Below are 19181 nucleotides of genomic sequence, written 5' to 3'. Positions count from 1 at the left end.
GCGGCCCAGTAGAACGGGTCCGAGGTGGCCGGGTCGGCGCGCACCGCCCGCTGCGCCGCGCTCAGCGCCTCGGTATAGGTCTCGCCCGCGTCGAGCCGGGTGTAGAACTCCTCCACCAGCTTCAGCGACGGGCCGCCATCGGCGATGGGCCAGTGGGTCACCAGCGCCGCCCGCGCACCTGCGTCGAAGAACGCGCGCGCCAGGCCCGACAGCGCCTCGCCGCCCTCGGCCGCGTTGCCCTGCAGCGGCGTGTTCGCCTGGCCCGCCCCCGCCGTGTCGCAGGCGGTCAGCACCACCAGCCGCGCGCCCGACAGGTCGAGGCGGCGGATCTCGCTCTCGTCCAGCACCCCGTCATCGCCGGGCCGGGCGGTGGAGACGGTCAGCCCGCCCTGGTTGATGCAGTCATCCGACAGCGGCAGGAACCCGTGGGTCGAGAAATGGAGCACGTCCACCGCCGCCAGCCGCCCCTCGGCCGAGGCGGTCACCACCGCCTCCTCGGTGAAGGCGGCGCCGGCGTTGATCTCCACCCGCTCGTCGAAGATCGAGCGCAGCATGGCGAGTTCGGGGGCCGAGCCGGGCAGGGCGCCGAGGTTGGCCACCGCCTGCGCCTCCACGAGGCATTCGTCGGGCAGGTAGCCGGGCAGCACGTCGCGCGCCGTGGCGCCGGGCTGGAAATCGCCCCAGGCCACCAGCCGCTGCGGGCCGCGGGGCTGCGCCGCCGCCTCTCCCTCGCCCTCGCCCGCCGCCGCGGGGGCCTGGCCCCGGCGCAGCGCGACCAGGGTCGAGGGCGCGGGCACGTAGGAGATCTCGTAGCGGTCCGCCATCCATTCGACGTCGGTGAAGTCCTGCCGCCGCCGCGAATCCGGGATGGACGACCGCTTGACCGCCAGCGTCTCCACCGGCAGGGCGGTCAGCGCGTCCGAGAGCGAGAAGATCAGCTTCTTCGGCTGCTCCGCCCCCAGCAACGCCAGCGCCGGGGCGATCATCTCTTCATACAGCGCATAGCTGTCATTGGGCCGGAACGGCGCGCCGCCGCGCAGCCGCCCGCGCAGGAAGCGCACGAATTCGCGGATGTCCTCGACCCCGACCGAGCCGCCGACGCGGCCCGCGCGCAGCCCCTCGGAGGTGACCACGAAGGCCATCGAATAGGGCGCGCCGGGGATGATCTGCACCAGCGCCTCGTCGGGCCGGAGGGACGCGATCAGCGCGTCGACATCGGTGCGCGCGGTCAGCAGGCCGGTGATGTCGCTCTCCAGCGCATCCAGCGCCGCCTTGCGCGCGTCGCGCAGCTGCAGCGCCTCCTGGAACTGGCGGCGCAGGTCCTCGCGCTGGGCGTTGGAGACCAGCGGCGAGGCGGCGGCGGCCCCGAGATTGGCCTGGATCCGCTGCAGGTCGATCTGCGCCGACTGGAAGGCGCGGTAGGCCTCGGCCTCGGCGCCCTCGCCCTCGGCCCGGTCGCGCGCCGCGACGGCGAGCGAGGCGGCGGTGGCGCGCGAGCGCAGCGTCTGCGCGGCCGAGAAGATCGCCCTTGTCAGCGCCTCGCGCCGCTCGGGCTGCGCCTCCATGGTCGTGAGCGCGAGGTTGAAATAGGGCCACACGAGGTCGTAGCCGATCGGCACCGCGGTGTCCTGGTAGATCGAGAACGCCTCGGCATAGGTCTCCAGCGCCTCCTCCCGCCGCTCGAGGAAGGTCTCGGCGCGGGCCTGGAAGGCGAGGGCGCGGGCGCGCAGCGCGGTCCCGGCGAGATCCTCGGAGAACGCGTCGGCGGCGCCCCTGGCGGTCAGCCGCGCGCCCTCGTACTCGCCCTGGCCGATCTGCAGCAGCGCCTTGGTGGTGGCGTAGCGGGGGGCGTAGTTGGTCTGGGCGCCCGGCACCGGGGCGATCAGCGCCAGCGCCCGGTCGATGGCGTCCTCGGCCTCGGCGTATTTCTCCTGCTGCAGGAACACGAAGGAGCGGGAGAATTCCCCGAGCGAGGCGAGCACCCGGCGCCGCTGCGCCTCGGGCGAAAGCTGCAGGACCTGGGCGATGTCGGCGGTCATCGCCGCGCCGTCGAAATCCTCGCCGATATCGGCGGCCAGCGCGTTGGCGCGCGCGAGGGCGCCGCCCTCGCCGCCGGTGGCGCGGTTGAGCTCGTGCTGCGTGCGCAGCACCTCGATGAAGCCGGCGCCGCCCGCCTCGGCCTCGGCCTCGGCCGCGGCGGCTTCGCGCGCGGCCTGCGCCTCGGCGGCGCGGAACATGCCCTCGGCGGCGACGAACTTGCGCTGGTTGGAATAGACCAGCGCCTGGTTGGCCATCACCTCGGAATGGCGGGGCAGCATGTCGCCGCAGATCTGGCGCGGGTTGCGCTCGGGGTCGGAATAGAGGGCCGAGAGCCGGGTCCAGATCGCCTCGGCGCTGGCGAATTCCGTCAGGAAGTTGAAGCGCTGGGCCTGGTCGACCTGGGCGGCGGCGTCGGTGCAGAAATCGCCGCCCCCGGCCACCCGGGCGCCGTCGCCCTCGCCGCCGGCGCCGGCGCAGGCGGCCAGGGCCGCGGCCAGGGCCAGGGGCAGGGCGGCGCGCAGGGCGCGCCGGGCGGGGGGAAGGATGCGTCGGGTCATTCGTTCTCTTCCTCTTCGTCCGCGCCCGCATTGGCCCCGGCGATCAGGCGGTCCTCAAGGTAGACCGGCGGCAGGCGCCACAGGTCCTCGTTGCCGATGGCGCCGAACAGCTCGGTCAGGTCGAGCGCCTCGACCTCCAGCACCGGGACGTCGATGGGCGGCAGCGGCGGCAGGGTCAGGGCCGTGCCGAGCTGCGTGCAGTCCGAGGTGCTGCGCACCCGGCAGCCGTTGAAGAAATAGGTGGCGGTGACCGGGGCCAGGACCCGCACGCCCGCGGTGCGCCCGCGGTCGCCGTCGATCATGCCGTAGCCCTCGAAACGGCCGGGCAGCAGGCCGCCGGGCCCTTGTTCGAACTGGATGCCGTTGCCGACGCGGATGCCGAAGAACTCCTGCAGGTCCTCGAACTCGCCGCCCGCGTCGGGGCGGTTGATGACGAACATGATCGCCCCGTCATCCGAGGAGACGACGAGGTCCACGGTCTGCAGGAAGTCGGCCTTCACCGTGCCGTCGGTCAGCTGGTAATGCACCTCGCCCAGCGCGCCCTCGGCGGTCGGGTTGGTGACCACGGTTCCGTCGATGCCCCCGAGATCGGTCACGAAGTCCCGCAGGTCCGACAGCTGCACGAGGCCCGAGACGTCGGGCATCGGGTCGCCGGTGACGGCGGTGGTCTGCAGCAGCGTGGCCTGCGCGTCGCCCGCGAACGCCTCGGGGCGGGCGCCGGCGACGATGTTGAAGCCCGACAGGCGCATGGACCCGAAGGGCGCGAAGGTCCCGCCCGGGGTCAGCGCGCCCAGCACCCCGCCGGGGTTCAGCGGCGTGTCCATGTCCCCGGCGCCGACGGTGCCGAAGAAGTAGATGTCGCCATGGGTCAGCACCTCGAGATCGGCGCCGCCGACGGTCCCGTCCGCGCCGCCCACGTCGCCGCGGAAGATCACCGCGGCGTCGGCATTGGCCACGGGGCCCGCGGCGGTGACGTCGAAGCCCTGCTGCTGCACCAGCATCTTCGCGCCCACGGCGACGGCCACGTCGTCCATGAACTGGATCTGGTCGGGCGAGATGATGGTGATGTCCCCGCCCGCGGCCAGCGCGTTGAACTGCAGGAGCGCGGTCTCCCCCAGCCCCAGCGCGGCGGCGTAGGCCAGCGCGTCGGCGCCGGGGCTGGTCTGCTCCTCGGCCAGCGACACCGCGCCGTTGACCGTGACCTGCACGTCCGCGGGCAGGATGTTGGCGCCGTTGTCGAGGATCACCGACAGCGGCCCGGTGGGGGTCGCGGTCCCCGGCACGAGCTCGGCCTGGTCGATGCGCAGCGCGCTGGTGACGATCACCGCCGGCGCATCCGCCAGCGCCGCCGAGGCCGCGGCGCTGAGCGAGGTGGCGGGCGTCCCCGGCGGCAGCGCCCCGGGGGCCGAGACGGTCAGCACGGCGGCGTTCTCCGCCCCCGTCGCCGCGGTGGTGACGTAGGAGGGCGCCACCGTGGCGGCCCCCAGCGTCTGCGCCGCGGCCCCGGTCCCGGTGACGTCCAGCACCTCGAGGATCACGGCCCCGAGGTCGAGATCGTCCGCCGTCTCGACCGTCAGCGACCGCGCGATGATGTTGAGCGCGGTCGGCCCGGCGATGCCGAGCGTCACGTCCGCGCCCTCGGCATAGATCTCCATGCCGCCCGGCGCGGTGACGCCCGACAGGTCCGCGCCCGCGGCCGCGTCGATGGTCAGGCCCGAGCCGACGGTCAGCGTCGCGCCGTCCACGTCCGTCACCGTGCCGTCCACGTTGATGCGGCCCGCACCGGCGATGCTCACCCCGTTGGCGATGGTCGCGCCCGAGGCGAAGGCGGGCAGGTCGGCCGCGTCGGCGAGAAGGTCGCCATTCGCGTCGATGCCGATCACCAGGTCGCCGTTCTCGGCCAGCACGGCCGAGCCGCCCGCCTGCAGCGCGACGCCGCCCGCCAGGTCATGCCGCACGCCCGAGACGCCGGGCAGGGCGATGTCCCCCGCCGCGAGGAAGGCCGCGCCCTCCGCCACGTCGAGATGCGCCGCCGAAGCGGTCAGCGCGACGTCCCCGCGGCTGCCAACCGCCGGCGTGCGCTGGTCGGCTCCGGCGCCGTTGAAGCTCGCCCCCGCGATGTCGGTTCCCGCCGGGCTGGGGCGCACGCGGATCGCGCCGCCCGCGCTCTCGGCCGCCAGGGCGCCGCCCGACAGGATCCGCCCGAGGCGCAGGTCGCCCGACCCGGCCCCGAGGCGCATGTCGCCGCCGCTCTCGAGGCGGCTGACCGACATCTCGCCGGTCGCGGTGGCCTGCAGGTCGGCCGAGGCCGCCGCGCGGTCGAGGGTCAGCGCCCCCGCCGTCGCCGCCGCGCCGATGCTCCCGCGCGACAGCAGGTCCGCCGCCGCCACGGTCGCGCCCGTGAGGGACATGTCGAGATCGCTCTCGGCCCGGCTGACGCCGAGCGCGCCGGTGGCGGAGAGCGTCAGCGCGCCCCCCGCGCCGCCGCCATCGGCCAGCGCGATGGCGTCCTGCACCAACAGGTCCCCGCTCGCCGCGATCGAGACGTCCGAGCCGAGCGCCGAGACGGTCCCGCCGAAGCTGTTGCCGCCGTCGGCCAGCGAAATCCCCGCCAGTTCGGCCGTGTCGAGGGAGGCCCCGGCATGGACGCCGGTGACGAAATCGGCCGCGCCGGCGACGCGGATCGCCGCGCCCGCATCCTGCGTGATGCCGCCCGCGGCCCCGCCCGCGGCGCCCGAGCGGACCCGCAGCGCGCCGCCCACATCCGCCGCGAAGCCCGAGAGCGCCGCGCCGCTGACCGATGTGGTCCGGTGGATGCCGAAATCGACCTCCCCGCCGATCTCCAGCACCGCGTCGGCGGGCGTGTCGATCATGACCGACCCCGCGACGGAGGAGGCGGACAGGTCGTCCGCCGGGCGCAGCGACACGCCCGCCTGGCCCATCGCCAGCAGGTTCCCGCCAACGTTCAGCCAGCCGCCGACCGCCGGAGAGGCGACGAAGGCCCCGCCGCCGCCCGCGGTGGTCGCGTTGACCCGGTCGTCGCCCAGCGGGTTCACGCCGATGGCGACGGCGTTCGCGCCCGCCACCGCCACGGCCGAGCCCGCGGCGGCGAAGGCCGCCCCGTCCGAGGCGTCGCGCGAGACGACCGCGCCCAGCTGCGCCTCGGCCGCGAGGTCCCCCGCGGTCGCGACGCGCCCGAGCTGCACGTCGCCCGCAAGGGCCAGGAGCTCCACCCCCCGCGCGGCGTCGGTCTGGCGCAGCGCCTGGACCGTGATCCCGAGATCCGCGATGGCGTAGACGTCCGCCGCGGTGATGTTGCGCGCCAGCACGGTCCCGAAGGCGTCGAGGCGCAGGGCGTTCGCCGCGCCGCCGATGGCCTCCACATCGCCCTCGCCGAAGATGTCGACGGTGGCGCCCGAGAACCGGGTCAGCGTCGCGTCGCCGGGCGAGGACAGGAAGATGTCGCCGCCGGTGACGTCGGTCCCGCTGACGACGGCGCCCGAAAGGCTGACCTGCGCGGCGGCCGCGACCCGCTGCGCCGTCGCCGCGCCGCTGGTGGCGACCTGCACGCTGTCCGCGGTCACGTCCACCAGCGCGATGTCGCCGGTCTGGCCCGTCGCGCTCAGCGCGCCGTCCACCTGGGCGCCGTTCACCGTGAACCCGCCCGCATCGGCCCCGAGGGTCGCGTTCCCGGCGATCAGCTCGATGGTCCCGAGGCTGTTGGCCGAGTTCGCCAGCGTCACGTCCCCGCGGGCGCCGCCGGTATCGGCGTCGACGATCACCGTGGTCGTGCCGGAGACCGAGACCGCGCCGGTCTGGGCCAGGCTCCCGGTTTCGGCCGCGTCGGCCCCGAGCCGCAGCGCGAGCGACGCGGCCGAGACGCCCGCAAGCGTCAGCCCGTTGGCGTCCTCGTACATCACCAGCCCGCCGTCGAAGGCGGCGGTCCCGAGGTCGTTCTCGAAGCCCGCGCCCGCGGTGGTCCCCGGCAGCAGGATGTCCCCGGCGGCGGTGAAATCGCCCGAAGCGGCCGAGATCAGCCGCCCCGTGCCCGCCCGCGCCAGGGTCACGTCGTTGATGATCCCGGTCCCGGAGGTCGAGGCCGGGTGCGCCTCGGGCAGCTCCGCCGCCGCCACGTTGACGGTGGCGCCCGAGGGGATCAGCCCGGCGAGCGCGGCGTCGGTGTCGGTGGTGATGTCGCCCGACAGCGCCTCCACCGCCAGGGCGCCGGTGACGTCGACGAAGCCCAGCGTCACGTCGGCGGCCTGGATGTCGAGGCTGCTCGCCTGCACGCCGCTGACCGCCGCCGACCCGCCCGCCGTCGCCGTGACCGTGGCGGCCCCGGCGTCGATATTGCTGACGGTAAGGGCGCCGGTCCCGGCCGAAAGCGTCGCCGAGCCCGCCGCGTCGCCGTCGCGCACCACCAGGTTCGTCCCCGCCGCCAGCGACAGCGCCGAGCCGAGGTCGAACCGCTCCAGCCCGATCGACCCGCTGACGGCGCCGAGCGCCGCGCCGTTCACCGGGTCCGCGCCCGCGACCGAAAGGCTGCCCGCGATCACGTCCGAAAGGCTCGCGTCGCGGCCCGCGGCGACCGAGACCGCGCCGGTCCCGTTCGTCGCCGCCCCGCCGCCGCCCGCGGCCGAGAGGGTCCCGGTGGTGACCCGCGCCGCGTTCACGTCGCGCCGCGCGCTCAGGAACACCGAGGACGCGCCGTAGATGTCGGCGGCGTTGAGATCGGCGGCGGCGCCGGTGCGGCCCACGCCGACCCGGATGTCGACCGTGGTCCCCGCGGCCGAGACCGAGGTCCCCAGCCGGTGCGAGGCGCCGGTGAGCGACACCGCCCCGCCGGTGTCGTTGGACGGGTCCGCGTCGCCCTTGTCGTCCCAGGCGTCGAAGGTCGCGGCGCCGGTGACGGTGATGTTGCGCCCCGCCGAATCCACGATGTCGCCCGCGCTGCGGAAGGTCGCGTTCTGCGCGGTCACCGTCCCGAGCTTCAGCGTCGAGACGCTGGAGACGCTGGCGTTAGCCGCCGTCACGTCGAGCCGCCCGAGGAAGGCGTGCTGCGTGCGCCCGTCGATCCCCGCCGTGGTCTCGGCCCCGTCGAGCCCGTCGAGCGCGAGGTCGCCCTCGAGCGTGAAGCTCGCGACGCCGCGCACCAGGATGCCGTCGGCCTGCGCGACGTCGTCCGCCGCCGTGTCGTCCGGCGCGTCGGTCACGTGGCCGTCGGCGGCGCCCGGCGCGCTCTCGGCCGTGGTGACGGTCAGGTTCCCCGACACGTCCACCGCGCGCGAGGTCGCGAGGCTGCCCGAGGTCTCGAGCACCGTGGCCGAGCCGTCGGCCAGCGCGATGCCGCCCGAGGGCACGTCGAAGCCGAAGCCGCCCGCGTCGTCATGGAGCGTCGCGTCCCCGTCCACCCGCAGCGCGACGGTGTTGAAGTCGAACCGCAGCCCGTCCGCGCCGGGCGCGAGGGTGACGTTCTGCGCGGCGCCGAGCGGGTTGAGCTCGGCCCCGACGAGGTTCCCGACCCCGCCGGGCAGGGCCGAGGCGGCGGCGAAGAGCGCCGCGCCCCCCACCACCAGCCCGTCGGTCGCGGCGACGGGGGTGAAGCCGCTCGCCGCGCGCGCGGCCATGTCGAAGCCGACCGTGTCGGCGCCGCCGGACCCGTCCACGTCATGGATCGAGACCCGGAAAGCTTGCGGCCCCACCGCGCCCACCGCCGTCGCGCCCGGCCCCGAGGCCGCGCCCCCGGCCGCGTCGCGCGCGATGATCGAGCCGAAGACGCTCTGCGCCGTCAGGTCGCCCGAAACCGAGGTGGGCCCGAGGTCGAGCGTGTCGCGCGCCAGCGCCGACATCGACCCGGCGCCGACATTGGCCAGCCGCAGCCCGCCGTCGAAGGACCCCGAATCCTGGCCCGAAACCAGCGTCGCGGCGGTCTCCACGTCCACCCCGACAAGGTCCATGCCGCCATCGGCCTCGGCCCTGAGCGCGCCGTCGAACCCGGACGCGCCCGAGCCCGCGCGCACATCCGCCAGCCGCACCGTGGCGTCGAGGCCCCGGGCGGTGACGGTCGCCGTGCGCTCCACCGCCGCGTCGCTGACATCGGCGTTCCCCGCGGTGGCGGAGACCGTCAGGTCGCGCCCGACCACGACGTCGCGCACCAGCGTGAAGGGACCCGTCACGGACATGTCGCGGCCCGCGGTCCCGGTGACGGTCGCCGCCGCGTCCGAGGTGACCGAGGCGTCGACATCCGCCTCGACCGTCACGGCCTGGGCGATGGTGCTGTGCAGCGCCACGTTCGCGCCCTTGAGCGCGGACTGGAACAGCACGTTGCCCGCATTGGTCAGCGTCACGTCGTCGGCGGCGACGGCCACCAGCCGGCCCGAAAGCGCCAGCGCCCCGGCCTGGGTCAGGCTGCCCGCGCCGCCTGCGCCCGCCTGCAGGGCCATGGTGGAATCGTCGGTCCCCGCCTCGGCGCCGTCGAGGTCGATCGCCCCGATCACCAGGTCGTTGGCATCCACCAGCGCGACGTCGAGGCCGACCAGGTCGGCGTCGTCGCCGTCGATCACCGTCACCACGCCGCCGAAATCGTTGAAGAACAGGTCGCCCGGCCCGGTCTCGTCCGGGTCGGCGCCGACCAGGAACACCCGGTTCTCGGCGGTCAGCGTGGCGGTCCCGCCGACGCGGATCAGGTTGGTCGGGGCCGCGCCCGCGACGGTCACGTCCGACACGTCCGGCCCCTGCGCGGCCGAGGCGAAGACCGGCGCCGCGACGGTGTAGCCGCCGGGGATCGCCACCTCGGCATTGGTCAGCGACAGGATCGAGCCGGAGGTGCGCACCACCAGGTTCCCGGTCAGGTCGATGAAGCCCAGCCCCACGTCCGGCGCGGTGATGTCGAGATTGTCGCCGGTGATCCCGTCGAGCCGCAGCGTGCCCCCGGTATGGACGATGGGCGCCGAGCCGGTCAGGTCCAGCCCGCGCAGCGTCAGGTCGCCCGAGCTCGGCAGCGCGGACAGGATCAGCCCCGGGCTGGAGGCCCGCCCGAGCAGCGTCGCATTCGCCGCCCCCAGCGCCAGCCCCGAGGCGTCGAACCGGTCGAGCGAGATCGAGGTCAGGGTCCCCGCGCCCGGCGCGCCGACCACGCTGGCGCCGTCGCCCAGGGTGATCAGCCCGGCCTGGATGTCGCTCGCCTCGATGCTGACCCCCGAGGTCGCGAGCAGGTCGCCCCCCACCGTCAGCTCCACCGTCGCGCCGCCGCCGGTGTCGAGCCCGACGGACACCCGCGACAGCGTCAGCGCGGCGTCGGAATGGAAGCTGGCGGAGCCGTCGGCATGGGCGTCCTCGACCGTCAGCGCGGCGGCGGTGGCGATGCTCAGCACGTCGCCCACCGCGCTGACCGGGCCGCCGAAGCCGGTGCCGGCGTCGGCGAAGGTCACGTTGCCATAGGCGTCGTCGAGGATGTTCCCCGCCGCGCCCTCGTCGAAGGCGAAGAAATTCGCCGCGCCGGTGGTGGTGACCGGCCCGAGGCTGTCCGAGATCGACCCGGTCGCCGTGATCGTCATCGTGTCGGCGCCGATCCCGAGGTCGAGATCGCCGCTCTCGCGGAACGCAAGGTCGCCGCCGACCGTGCCGGTCAGCTGGCCCACGTCGTTGACCGCGTCCGCCAGCGCCGCGTCGCCCGAGACGTCGAGCGCAAGCGTCCCGCCCGACAGCGCGCCGGTCTGCGCCAGGGTCTTGTTCGTCCCGCCCACGGTGATGCTCGCCCCGCCCGTCAGGGTCGAGGCCCCGAGGGTCAGCGTGCCCCCGTCCGGGTCGGAGAAATAGGCCGAGGCCGCGCCCTGCGACACGGTCAGCCCGGTGAAATCATTGCCCGCGTCGGTCAGCGTGATCGCGCCGGGGCTGGCGACGGAGAGGATCCCCGACACCGCGCCGGACTGGCCGACCGAGGTCGCGCCGGTGGCGTCGATATCCGCCCCCGCGCCGCCGAAATCCGAGGTCCCGAGGGTCAGCGCGCCGCCGCCCGCGGTGGTCGCGAAGCTCGAGGCCGCGCCGGTCTGCGCGGTCAGCGTCGCGAAGCTGTTGCCCGCGTCGGTCAGCGTCGCGCCGCCCGACAGGTCCAGCGTCAGCGCGGCGGCCGTGATCGCGTCGCCCGAGCTGGTCAGGTGGCCCGGGGTCAGCGTGCCCGCGGTGGTGGTGATGTCGATGGAGCTCGTGGGCGCCGCGCCGCTGAAGGCGAGGTCGAGATCGCCCGCCGTCTGCAGCGTCAGGGCGCCCGTGAAGGCGCCGCCGAACGAGGAGATGACGTTGTCCGCGCGGTCCAGCGTCACCGCGCCGCCGCCGGTCAGGAACACCGAGAGGGCGGAGGTGACGATTGCGCCGTCCTGGCCGAGGGTCGCCCCCCCGTTCTCGAGCGTCACGTCCAGCGCCGCGGTCCCGGCGTCGAAGGCCAGGTCGAGGTCGTCGAAGTTCACGACCGTCGAAGCCGCGCCCGCGGAGCCGTGCAGCACCGTCACGTCATTGCCCGAATTGCCCAGCGTGACCGCGCCGCTGCCGGCGTTGAAGGTCACCGCCTGGTCGTTGAGCGGAGAGGGGTCGCCGTCGTCGAAGACGATCGTCGCGCCGGCGGCCTGGCTGATGGCGCCCTCGTTCCCCGGGCCGACGCCGTCATTGGCGTTGAAGGTCACCGCGTCCTGCGCCAGGACCTTCGGCAGCTCCAGCGCGCCGGTGGCGGTGACGGTGTAGGTCGCGCCGTCCCCGGTGTCGAGGAAGGTCATCGCCTGGTCCGCGTCGGCGCCGACGCCGAGCGTCAGCGTTCCCCCGGCGGTCAGGTCCGCGCCGTTGTCGAGCACGATCTGCCCGATCCCGTCGCCGGCATTGTCCGAGGACGTGCCCGGCGTGACCGAGGCGGCGGAGAAGTCGTGATCCGCCGACAGCGTCAGGTCGCCGGTGACGGTGATCGAGGCGTCGATCAGGATGTCGTCGCCCGCGCGCAGCGTCAGGCTGACATTGGCGTTGGCGGTGTTCAGCGCCTCTTCGACGCGAATGTCGTCGCGCGCTTCGAAGATCAGGCTGGAATTGGCGGACAGCGCGGCCACGTCCGCCGGGGCGATGCGCACGGTCGAGGAGCCGCCGTCGTCATTGTCGAAATCGCCGATGGTCGCGGGCAGGCCCGAGGAGGTGAAGATGATGTCGCCCGGGTCGAGCAGGAAGGTCCCCATCTCGCCCATCGGCGCGGCGGTGGTCAGGTCGCCGACGAGGCCGATCCAGCCGAGCGAGGAGACCTCGACGAAGCCGCCGTCGCCGCCCGCCGCGCCGCCCTTCGCGGAAATGTCGCCGAAGAAGCCCGTCTTGCTCTCGGACCACAGGGTCACCAGGCCGCCATCGGCGTCGCCGACGCCGTCGGCGATGATCGCCGAACCCTCGCGCATCAGCGCGCTGTCGGCCACGCGCCCTTCGCCGCGCAGCCCGCCGCCGAGGCTGACCACGCCGCCGCCGGTCGCGCCCGAGACGTCGATCAGCGCGCCCTCGCCCATTTCGACCGCGTCGCCGCGCACGTGGACGGCGCCGCCCGCGGCGCGGACCTCGCCCGTCACCAGCGCGTGGGCGCCCTCGACCACCACGGTCCCCAGTTCGCCCGCGGAGACGCTGCCCCCGGCCTCGGCCAGGCTTTCCAGCGCGGCGGCGGTCTCGGCGGCCGAGATCTCCACGTAGCCGCCCTCGACCGCGATGGTCCCGGTGTTGAGCGCCGAGAGGCTCTCGGCCACGCCCGGCGCCTCCAGCGCCAGGATCCCGTCGCCGCCCGACACGTCGATGGCGAAGGTCTCGCGCCCCTCGACCGACGCGCGCCCGAGGCGGCCGGTGATGACGCCCTCATTGGCCGCGTTGGGGCCGACCAGGGCGGCGAGCCCGGCCTCGGCGAAGGTGATCGAGCCGCGGTTGACCACCTGCGCGCCCGGCTCCCCGGCGATGTCGAAGCGGTTCGAGCCGGCCATGAAGGCGGCGGTGTCGGTGTCGGCGGTGGTGGCCACGAGGCCGTTCACGTCGACGCGCGCGGTTTCGTGGAACACCACGCCGTTGCGGTTGATGACGACGACGTTGCCGTTGGCCAGCAGCGCGCCGCGGATATTGGTCGGCAGGTCCCCGCGCACCCGGTTCACGGCGATGGAGTCGGCGTCCGGCTGCACGAAGCGCGTGGTCTCGTGCGCGTCGGTGTCGAAGCTGGTCCACTCGATCACCGTGCGGTCGGTCGACTGCTCGATGGTGGTCACGGACCCGTCGCGGGTCACGGTGGCGGCGCCGCCGACCACGGTCTCGCCGTAAGGTCCGGCGAGGGCCGCGCCCGGCAGCGCGGCGGCGAGGGCCGCGAGGGAGCAGGCGGGGCGGATCGGGAAGTCGCGGAAAGCGGTCATCGGTCAGGTCCCCCGGAAGCTCAGAAGCGCTTGATCAGGCTGAAGAAGAAGCGCGGGTTCTTGTCGGCGGTGCGCCCGAGCGGGTCCGAGACCGGCTGCGCGGCCTCCAGCGTCAGCTCGGCGCCCTCGTAGCCGATCCGCACCCCGGCGCCGATCGAGCTGCGCGACTGCTCGCCGAACTCGGTGTCGTCGTCGATGCGGTAGATCTCGGCATAGTCGCCGAAGGCGTAGAACTGCAGGTCGAGGGGGATGCCGTCGATGTCGGTGGAGATGTCGTGGCGCAGCTCGGCATAGACCATCGCGCCGTAATCGCCGCTGATCTCGGACGGGTCATAGCCCTTGCCGAACAGCGCGCCCCCGGCCGAGAGCTGCTCGCCCGACAGCAGCGGCTCGGGCGTCCATTGCACCATGGCGCGGCCGAGCAGGCTGAAATCATTGGCCAGCTCCTGCACCTGGGTGGCGGCCACGCGGGCCAACACGAAGGTCCCGTCGGCGTCGTCGCGGCTCTTGTCCACGTCGTCGCCGCCGGTGGCGCCGAACAGGTCGAGCCCGACCCGCCCCTCGGCCTGCAGGCGGGTGTAGCCGCTCTCGTGCCGCCGTTCCATCCGCGCCGAGGCGACCAGCGCGGTCACGGTGTCGTCGGCGAAGATGCCCGAGCGGTCCTCGGTCGTCGCGTTGCGCCACTCGGCGCCGGCGCCGATCCAGAAGGAGTAGGGGCGGGTGCGCACCATCGGGCGCTCATAGAGGAAGCCGAGCTTCACCTCCTCGGACTCCAGCTCCAGCCGCTCGAGGAAATCGCCGGGACTGGACTGCGACCACAGCCCGTAGATCTCGAGCTTGTCCGAGGTCTCGCCGAAGAAGAAGCGCTGGGCGACGCGCAGGGTGTGGCGCTGGTCGAGCCCGAGCTCGCCCGAGAAGGGGGCGGCGGAGTTGAAGGCGGCGACCTCGGTGGTCGCGGCCATGGAATTCCAGGAGTTGACCGAGGCGACGGCGCCGAACAGCACCGGCCCGAGCGCGGGCGACTGGCGGTTGTCGGCGAAGAACACGCCCGAGACGGGGCGGAATTCGACGTTGAGGAACAGCTTGAGCTGCCCCGGCTCGGCGCCGCCCGCGGGCACGAAGGTGGCGCGGACCACGCCCGGCAGGTCGGTGGCGAGCAGCGAGACCCGCTCGAGATCCGCCAGCGTCGGGTTGGCCTTGCCCTGGAGGGGGCGCAGGATCTTCTCGATCTGCGCGAAGACCGCCGGCGGCGCGGCGTCCGGGTCCTCGCCCGCCTCGGCCAGAACCGGGACCGCCTCGGTCACGGTGATGCCGAGAATGCGGAAGGCGGCGATATAGGCGCGCCCGTCCTCGGCCACGGTCAGCTGCGGATCGGCGATCGAGGTGAAGAGGAAGCCTTCCTCGCGCAGCGCCGCCTTCATCCGGTCATGGGCGCGGATCACGTCGGCGGCGGTGGCGTCCGGGCCGACCAGCCCGGCGGCGGCGGCGTTCAGCGCGTCGAGCGGCAGGCCCTGGCCGGGCGCCAGCGGGGCGCCGTCGCGGCCCAGGAAGCGGACCGCTGCGATCGGGACGGGCTGGGTCTCGGCCGCCTCGGGGATCGGCAGCGCGCCGTCCTCGGTCGGGGCGGCGAGGGGCGCGGGGGGACGCTGGATCATCTGGTTGACGGCCTCGAGCGCGCGGGCGCCGAGGTCGAGGGCTTCGGGCGGGGGCGCGTCGACCGGGGGCGGCGCAGCCTGCGCGGCGGCGCAGGTCGGCTGGAGTGCGGTCAGCATGGCTGCGACGGCGACGGCGGTCGCCCCCCGGAACCCCTGGTTCATGCAGTCTTCTCCCCCTGGTCGGCCTCGCGACGCCATCCGAACCGGACCCCCGGCGGTCGTCACGGGCGAGGCCAGCATGAAGCCTTTCCGCTACGTAGTAAACCGTTCAGGGCAGGGGGAAGCCTGCTATTTCTTCTGAAAAGCCGTTCATTTCCAAGGGGCTGGATGTTCCGCGGCGCGATGCGCAAATTTTGCGCCCCGCCGGGCGTAAAGGTTTTCCGGCGGAGTCGGCGGCGCGGCCGGGGCCGGGCGGGCGCGGGAGGGGCGCGCGCCAGGGCGCCGGGGCCGGGGCCCGCGGCGGCCAGGGGGGGGCGGGAGGCGGGCGGGCGCCGGAACGCGAAACGCCGCCCCGGGGCGGGGCGGCGTTCGATGGCGTCGGCGAGCGGTCCGGCAAGCGGTCCGCGCGGGGCGGATCAGCTGCCGATCTGCAGCTCGACCCGGCGGTTGACCGCGGCGGTCGGGCGGCTCGGGTCCTTCAGCGCGTCCTCGCCCAGGCCCACGGCGCGCAGGTTGGCGGCGGGCAGGCCGCACTGGTCGACCATGTAGCGGCGGCTTTCCTCGGCCCGCTTCTGGGACAGCACGCGATTGTACTCGGCGTCGCCCGAGGCGTCGGCATGGCCGATCAGCACGTAGCCGCCCGGGGCCGGGCCGTTCTGCGCCTCGGAGCCCTTGATGGCGGCGCAGTAGACGTCGAGCACGGCGCGCGCCTGGTCGGTCAGGAAGGCCGAGTTGTAGGCGAAGCGCACGGGCTTGGAGATGTCCATCGCCGCGTCGTGGATCTTCACCTGGATGACCTTGCCCTCGGTGTCCTGGGCCGCGATCACGCGCGGCTCGGGATTGGCGCGGGCGGGCCGGGCCGCGGCGACGCTGACGCCGGCCTCGGAGGCCGACGGGGCCGCGGCGACCTCGGGGGCCGGGGCGGGGGTCGCGCTCTTGCGCAGCTGGCTGGGCCGGAATTCCTCGATCCCGCGGGTCGCCTCGGTGCGCACGCTGTCGTTGGACACGCCCTGGCGCTGCAGCGCCAGGCGGGCCTTGATGTCGCTGATCGCGTCGTCGTCGGCCGCGAACGCGGCCATGGGCGCCGCCGCCGCGCCGATGAACGCGGCGCAGACGCAGGTGCGGATGAAGTTCATGAGACCAATTCTCCTATCGCAAGTCCGCCGCTCTCTCGCGGTCACAATATCATCGGAAGCCTGCGCATGCGATTCAAGATGCGCCGGTTTCGAACCATCCCTGCCCGGGGCGGCCCGCAGGGCGCCGCTGCGGAAGGCGCGGGGCGCGGAGGCGGCGGCGTCGGGGCGGGGGCGGGTCATGGCGATGGGCTCCTGCATGGGGTGGGGCGGCCCGGGGGATGCGCCGCCTGGCGCGGCCGAGTCGCCGTGGCAGGATCACCATGGGGCAGGGAGCGTGACGGCCGTGTGACAGGCCCGCGGCGCGCCGGGCGCGCCGGGGGAGGCGGAAGGGGGCGCCGGGAGGGGGCGCCGGGGGCGGCGGCGGGTCCGCCCGACCCGGGGCGCCGCCGGAAGGGCGGGCGCCGAACGCGATGCGCCCCGCGGCGGGGGCCGCGGGGCGCATGGATCATGCAGGCGCGTCCAGGCGGCCGGCCCGAGGGGCGCCGTCGGCGTCCTCCGCCCCGGTGGGCGGGACGCGCGGCGCGCGCGCTCAGGCGGCCAGCAGGCCCTCGGACTTGCCGTCTTCGCCGCCTTCGCCGCGATCCTCGCCGCGCAGGGCGACCGAGGTGCGGATGCCGCGGCCCACGAACTCCATCAGGCCCTTCACGGTGCGCTCGTTCGGCTCGATGCCGGCGCAGGTGAGGACTTCGCGGCCGTCGCGGGACCGCGCCCAGCGGGCGATCTGGTCGACGCCCCCGCCGTTCTTGCGCTGGTCCACGATCGCGTCGTCGAGGGCGGCGAGCACCACGGCGGCGAACAGCCGGCGCGCGCGCTGGCCCTGGTCATTGGTGAAAGAATGTCTGTCGGCGTCGTCGAACATCGCGCCGTTCTCCTTGGTCATCATGTCTGTTGAGTTGGCGCGAATATGCCGTCACCAATTCGTCATGGTAGGCGGCTGGGCGCATAGCAGCCATGCGTGCAGTGCATGTCTCTCTGCGCGCCGAGGGGGTGATAGCCTGCAACCCGTTGCGAAATTGTAAAAAATCTCGCCCATCCCGGGCGCGGCGACGCTTGCCGCCGCGTGGAAAATCTTCGGCCCGGGGGGTCAAAATACCATCGCGATCCGGAGAGGGACAGGGGGGATGACCCGTTTCAGCCCTTCTTTCCGCCGGGGCGCCCGATTTCGGCGTCGCTTCGCCCCCCGCGGCGGGCGTCAAAAAACGACCGTACGATTCGTTTTTTAACCTTCCCTGATCGTTTCATCGCGTCCCGCCGGGGACTGCAAGGGGAAGACGCCCGGGGCGCGGCGCGCCCGCCCGGCGCGCTTGCCCGGGGGGGGCGCTGTGGGGCAGGCTCCGGGTCCGAAACCCGCGCGAGCCAGGAGGCGCCCGAAGATGTCCACTCCCCCCGTCGCCGGGACCGTCGTCCCGGGCGCCCGCGCGCGCTTCGGCTGGATGATGTTCGACTGGGCCAGCCAGCCCTGCCACACGCTGCTGTGGACCTTCATCTTCGCGCCCTACTTCACCTCCTCCGTCGCGCCCGACCCGGTGACGGGGCAGGAGATGTGGGGCTGGGGGACCGCGGTCGCGGGCCTCGCCGTCGCGGTGATGTCGCCCTTCCTCGGGGCGCTGGCGGATGCGACGGGGCCGCGCAAGCCCTGGGCGCTGCTGTTCTCGATCGCCTACGTGGTCGGCGCGGCGATGCTGTGGACGGCGGTCCCGGGGGACCCGGACCCGGTGATGGCGCTGTTCTGGTTCGGCCTGGCGCTGCTGGGGGTCGAGTTCGCGACCGTCTTCACCAACGCCATGCTGCCCGACCTCGCGCCCCCGGACCGGGTGGGGCGGCTCTCGGGCTCGGGCTGGGCGCTGGGATATGTGGGCGGGCTGGTCTCGCTGGCCTTCACGCTGCTGCTGCTGGCGGAATCGGCCGAGACGGGGCTGACGCTGCTCGGCATTCCGCCGCTGTTCGGGCTGGACCCGGAGCTGCGCGAGGGGACGCGGGCGGTGGGGCCGTTCTCGGCGCTCTGGTACCTCGTCTTCATCCCGCCGCTGTTCCTGTGGGTTCCCGATGCGCAGAAGCGCGGCGCGTGGAAGGGGGCGATGGCGCGGGGGCTGGGGCAGCTCTGGGCCTCGATCAAGGATGTGAAGAACCGCGACGGGCTGGGCTGGTTCCTCGGGGCCTCGATGCTGTATCGCGACGCGCTGAACGGGTTCTACGCCTTCGGGGGCATCTATGCCGCGGGGGTGCTGGGCTGGTCGATCACCCAGATCGGGGTGTTCGGCGTGGTGGCGGCGCTGCTGGGCGCGATCGGGGCCTGGATCGGCGGCATGGCCGATGCGCGCTTCGGGCCGCGCCGGGTGGTGGGCTTCACCCTCGGCGGGCTGATCCTGGCGGCGGTGATCGGCGTGTCGGTGCGGCCGGGGATGATCCTTTACGTCGTCGAGGTGCCGATGGACTCGGGCCTGCCGGACATCATCTTCTATTGCGTCGGGGGCATGATCGGCGCCTTCGGGGGCACGCTCCAGGCCGCCTCGCGCACCCTGGTGACGCGCTTCGCGGACGAGGGGCGGATGACCTCGGCCTTCGGCCTCTACGCGCTGGCGGGCAAGGCGACCGCGTTCCTCGCGCCCATGCTGATCGCGGTGGCGACGGGGCTGACGGGGGACCAGCAGCTCGGGATCCTGCCGGTGGTGGGGCTGTTCGTGCTGGGCTACGCTCTGCTCGCCAAGGCCGGATCGCCGCCCGCGCGGGGCTGAGCGGCCGGACCGGGGAAGAAGGAGCCTCCATGCGCCGCCTCGCCCTTTCCCTTTGCAGCGCCCTGTGCAGCGCCCTGGGCCTGGCCCTTGCCTTGGGCGCCCCTGCCGCGGCCGAGCCGGCCGCGCGCACGCTGTTCGGCGCCCATGACCGGCCCAGCGCGCAGGCGCCGGCCTCGCACGGCTCCTATTCCAAGGGCTGCCTTGCGGGGGCGGTGGAGATCCCGGCGGACGGGCCGGGCTGGCAGGCGATGCGCCCGTCGCGCAACCGCGCCTGGGGACGGCCCGAGGCGCGTGATTTCCTGTCGCGCCTGGCCGAGGGCGCGCAGGCGGCGGGCTGGCCGGGGGTGCTGGTGGGCGACATCTCGCAGCCCCGCGGCGGGCCGATGCTGTCGGGCCACCGCTCGCACCAGCTGGGGCTCGACCTCGACATCTGGCTGACCCCGGCGCCCGAGCGGCGCCTGACCCGGGCCGAGCGGGAGCAGACGGGCGCGGCCTC

7 protein-coding genes are annotated in these 19181 nt (G+C 74.2%); 2 read left to right on the top strand and 5 right to left on the bottom strand.

What is annotated here, in order from left to right; all coding sequences use genetic code 11:
* The 5 genes from ACQ5SO_RS19995 to ACQ5SO_RS19975 form a co-directional block, all read right to left on the bottom strand.
* On the bottom strand, positions 1 to 2597 hold a 2597-nt coding region (locus tag ACQ5SO_RS19995), incomplete at its 3' end, for a CHAT domain-containing protein (RefSeq protein WP_430943416.1).
* The gene (locus tag ACQ5SO_RS19990; RefSeq protein ID WP_430943415.1) at positions 2594 to 13000 is read right to left on the bottom strand and encodes a filamentous hemagglutinin N-terminal domain-containing protein; all 10407 of its coding nucleotides are present in this window, start codon (positions 12998 to 13000) and stop codon (positions 2594 to 2596) included. The genes ACQ5SO_RS19995 and ACQ5SO_RS19990, both read right to left, overlap by 4 nt.
* 20 nt (positions 13001 to 13020) lie before the next feature.
* Positions 13021 to 14817 (bottom strand): ShlB/FhaC/HecB family hemolysin secretion/activation protein, encoded by a 1797-nt coding sequence (locus ACQ5SO_RS19985; RefSeq protein WP_430943414.1) that lies wholly within the window; start codon positions 14815 to 14817, stop codon positions 13021 to 13023.
* A gap of 413 nt (positions 14818 to 15230) precedes the next feature.
* The gene (locus ACQ5SO_RS19980) at positions 15231 to 15950 is read right to left on the bottom strand and encodes an OmpA family protein (protein WP_430943413.1); all 720 of its coding nucleotides are present in this window, start codon (positions 15948 to 15950) and stop codon (positions 15231 to 15233) included.
* A 529-nt stretch (positions 15951 to 16479) separates the two neighbouring features.
* Positions 16480 to 16809 carry a DUF6280 family protein gene (locus ACQ5SO_RS19975; protein WP_430943417.1) on the bottom strand — a complete coding sequence of 110 codons (330 nt, stop codon included), beginning with the start codon at positions 16807 to 16809 and terminating at the stop codon, positions 16480 to 16482.
* Between the two features lie 514 nt (positions 16810 to 17323).
* Here ACQ5SO_RS19975 and ACQ5SO_RS19970 point away from each other — a divergent pair.
* Positions 17324 to 18685: an MFS transporter gene (locus ACQ5SO_RS19970; protein ID WP_430943412.1), complete on the top strand. Its 1362-nt coding sequence runs from the start codon at positions 17324 to 17326 to the stop codon at positions 18683 to 18685.
* 29 nt (positions 18686 to 18714) lie between these two features.
* Positions 18715 to 19181: penicillin-insensitive murein endopeptidase (locus ACQ5SO_RS19965; RefSeq protein WP_430943411.1), on the top strand; the 467-nt coding region annotated here is incomplete at its 3' end.

Source organism: Rhodovulum sp. DZ06, assembly GCF_050586345.1.
In the GTDB taxonomy this organism is placed as follows: domain Bacteria; phylum Pseudomonadota; class Alphaproteobacteria; order Rhodobacterales; family Rhodobacteraceae; genus JBOCEF01.
The sequence above is the reverse complement of the archived record's forward strand: the minus strand, read 5'-3'. Positions and strand labels throughout refer to the sequence as shown.

Bases quoted from the DNA above. Each gene is read 5' to 3' on its own strand.
- ACQ5SO_RS19990 (WP_430943415.1), bottom strand. From the start codon at position 13,000: ATGACCGCTTTCCGCGACTTCCCGATCCGCCCCGCCTGCTCCCTCGCG.
- ACQ5SO_RS19985 (WP_430943414.1), bottom strand. From the start codon at position 14,817: ATGAACCAGGGGTTCCGGGGGGCGACCGCCGTCGCCGTCGCAGCCATG.
- ACQ5SO_RS19980 (WP_430943413.1), bottom strand. From the start codon at position 15,950: ATGAACTTCATCCGCACCTGCGTCTGCGCCGCGTTCATCGGCGCGGCG.
- ACQ5SO_RS19975 (WP_430943417.1), bottom strand. From the start codon at position 16,809: ATGTTCGACGACGCCGACAGACATTCTTTCACCAATGACCAGGGCCAG.
- ACQ5SO_RS19970 (WP_430943412.1), top strand. From the start codon at position 17,324: ATGTCCACTCCCCCCGTCGCCGGGACCGTCGTCCCGGGCGCCCGCGCG.